The 2,975-nt window shown below is 55.0% G+C and carries 3 protein-coding genes and 1 pseudogene; 3 read left to right on the plus strand and 1 reads right to left on the minus strand.

Going from position 1 to position 2,975, the window contains the following annotated elements:
• A partial coding sequence (locus NJLHNGOC_RS15310; protein ID WP_133258766.1) for an HNH endonuclease occupies nucleotides 1-423 on the plus strand: 423 nt, incomplete at its 5' end.
• Between the two features lie 242 nt (nucleotides 424-665).
• On the opposite strand, the gene NJLHNGOC_RS15315 is transcribed toward NJLHNGOC_RS15310, so the two are convergent.
• Nucleotides 666-848: a transposase gene (locus tag NJLHNGOC_RS15315; protein ID WP_113597097.1), complete on the minus strand. Its 183-nt coding sequence runs from the start codon at nucleotides 846-848 to the stop codon at nucleotides 666-668.
• A gap of 370 nt (nucleotides 849-1,218) precedes the next feature.
• On the opposite strand from NJLHNGOC_RS15315, the gene NJLHNGOC_RS15320 reads away from it, so the two are divergent.
• Together NJLHNGOC_RS15320 and NJLHNGOC_RS16535 are read left to right on the plus strand one after the other, a co-directional pair.
• The gene (locus NJLHNGOC_RS15320; RefSeq protein ID WP_014106958.1) at nucleotides 1,219-2,589 is read left to right on the plus strand and encodes a hypothetical protein; all 1,371 of its coding nucleotides are present in this window, start codon (nucleotides 1,219-1,221) and stop codon (nucleotides 2,587-2,589) included.
• Between the two features lie 86 nt (nucleotides 2,590-2,675).
• A pseudogene (locus tag NJLHNGOC_RS16535) lies at nucleotides 2,676-2,927 on the plus strand (IS1595 family transposase); the annotation flags it as partial.
• Nucleotides 2,928-2,975: the final 48 nt, after the last annotated feature.

Here is a 2,975-nt window from a genome sequence, read left to right on the forward strand (position 1 = left end):
AAAATGGAATCACAGAGCAGACCTCAATACCAGAGGGTTTTTCGAACCCTCCAATTGGTTCTAGCCCGCCGCGGGCAAGGAGTGTTTAAGGCCAATGTGCGACTGAACGAAAGACGGTGTCGTATAACTGGTGTATCAGATCCACGTTTTCTGATTGCCAGTCATATTAAACCCTGGCGTGACTGCACTGATCAGGAAAAACTGGATGGCTGCAATGGCCTGCTGTTGTCGCCACATGTTGATCGATTGTTTGACCGTGGTCGGATTAGCTTTGCCAATGATGGAACGTTACTGAAATCAGCCGTGCTACCGCCTGAAGTTTGGTCGGCTTGGGGCTTGGATAACATTATTAACGTCGGCGCATTTACGAATGCACAGGCGACTTACCTAGCGCTGCACAGAGAGGCAATTTTTAAAGGCTAATGAGGAGGGCTCGACTACTAGGACTTGTTAGGCCTTGATGTCGTCTGCTGTAGCAGCGATGAGGATGACGGAAAGAAAGGACGCGGCTGTCTTTTCATATCGGGGCGCGACAGCCCCCACTCCTTGAGCCTTGCCCACAGGTTTTCGACCAGGTGCCAGTGTCTGTAATCCCACCTGAGACAGGCGACTTCCAGATCATCCTTTCCTGCCGGAATCACAGGACGAGATCCCCGGTCCCAGAGCTATTCACGGAATTTGTGCGAGGCATATCCGCGATCACAGACGACATAGGTCGGTGGGTATGGCAGATCGTCGAGCAGGGCATAAGCGGATGGCAGTTCATGCATCTGTCCGGGCGACAGTGTGAAGGGCAGTGCCTCGCCATGCTCATCACAAACAGCTATGCAGTCCGTTCTGTTATTCAAGACCTAACAGGCCCTCATTGGATAAGCCCATGGGCTCTGGCATTGTCATCTCGGCATCCGGCGAGACGGGGTATCTCGCGGTCCACCGATCGCAAGTATCATTGGTTGGTTTCCCCCGCACCTAAACTGAACATGCTGATATCTAAAAAAACTGCCCTTAGAGACGGCTTTTTTTTGCGTCTAAGTTTCCACCGCAGGACACACATAGGAAACAGATGAAAAGATAATCCGGCACAATTTTGTCGAAGGTCACATATGTATGATGAAAGAATAGGGCGTTCTGTCGCCTATTTCGGGCTATCATTCTGGGCTTGTCGAGTCAGGACAGTCTGCCCCTCTACTGTCCATATCAGGAGATGCACAAACAGTCATGGCCGCAGATGAACTTACAGGACTGATCAGATATCTCAATCAGGAGGACTGGCAGGACTGCTTCAGCGAAGTGCTTGGCGATCACATCGGTCCGGTGCTGGAATCGGGAGACATCACCTTCGAGGATCTAGCGGAGATGATCGGTCCCGACGTTGCCATGACGTTGTGGGGCTGTGCTTTCGAGGATTTTCTTGGGCTGGATTGGGATGATGGCCGGAACTTCGTGGACGTTTACCTCAAGCGTCGGGGTTGGAAGGAAGGACCACGTAATAGCGCCTATATGCGCGCTCTCAAGACTTCGGTCATGAGTCTGTATGAAGTCTCGGACATCAAACCCGGCCAGAGCCTGATGGCGCGTGACCTGCTACGGGGTGGTGATCCGATTCTGGTGCATGATGGCACGGCCACCCGGACACTCAGACAGTGGGACCGGATTGCAGCGCGTCTCGTGCCGTCCGATGGAAAGACCATTCTGGCAGGCGGGCTGCTCGCTTATTCATGGGGCGCCTGCGCAGCTCTGGCTGCGAACCTTTACAGAGTTCTGCGGAAAAGACAGGGCAAGACGGAGTTTCCAAAAATCGATACGCAGACGCTGCGTGAACTTGCGCCGACGTTCACGCTGACCTGGCTGTTCCGGACGCTGGAGGACATGGCCCGGCAGATGGACGGTCCAGCGCTGTTCAATGGGGACGGAGAGGATCTGGTCTTCTATGAAGTGTGTTTCCCGCTGACAAACGGCGTGACGCAGAAGACGGTGGCGGATGTACTTGACGGGATCACGGCCCTGAGGCCGGAGAACCGGTCGTTTTGGAACTGGTTGAAAGAGCCGATGAGCGATCCCGTGCAGAAGGCTGGACGGGATGAAAACGGGAAGTTCCTGCGCACAGAGATGGATGATGGCACGATCGTGCTGGGTACGCTGGACCTGAAGGGGCGCCAGTTGCGGCTGCAGGTGAATTCGAAAGAGCGTGCCGAACGTGGCCGTGCCATGCTGCAGGCTGGTTTGGGAGATCTCGTGCGCGCGCCGCTCATGCAGATCATGACGCCGGTGCAGGCGATGGAAGATCGGGGAACGCAGGGGCGGGAGGCTTCGCCAGAGCTGCAGATCCCGCCCGAGGAGGAAGCCCGGATTATTGGGCAGATGCTGGAGCGGCACTATCGGCAGGTGCTTGATGAGCCTGTTCCGGCTCTGGGAGATATGACGCCGCGTCAGGCCGTCCAGACGGCTTCAGGACGTAAAAAAACGGTTGCCTGGCTGAAAGGGATCGAAAACGTCACAGCCCGCGCCCAAGGGAGTGGCGGCGCCATGGCCGCTTATGATTTCGGTTGGATGTGGCACGAGCTCGGACTCATAGAACTCCGGAAATAGTCCGAGTGCGCCTTCATTTCGGACGGCAAGGTAAGAATTGAGTTTGGGGCTGGCATAGGTAAGCCAATAAAAGCTTGATATGGCATATGAAAGCACGTCGTCGCAGCCGTCCGGTATTTGCTACCCAAAGATGCCTTCTGGCGCACTTCGTTGCGGGCACACCCGCGCGGAGTGCTGCGGAAATTGTCGGCGTCAATCGCAATACAGCGACTCTGTTTTACCATAAGCTTCGGGAAATCATTATCGCGCATAATGCTCTGGAAGCGCCCCTTGAAGGAGAGATCGAAGTCGATGAAAGCTATTTCGGCGGACATCGCAAAGGTAAAAGAGGGCGAGGTGGAGGGATCGAAGAACCCCTGATTGATGTGCTTGGCCGGTAATTTCTG

This window comes from Novacetimonas cocois (assembly GCF_003311635.1).
In the GTDB taxonomy this organism is placed as follows: domain Bacteria; phylum Pseudomonadota; class Alphaproteobacteria; order Acetobacterales; family Acetobacteraceae; genus Novacetimonas; species Novacetimonas cocois.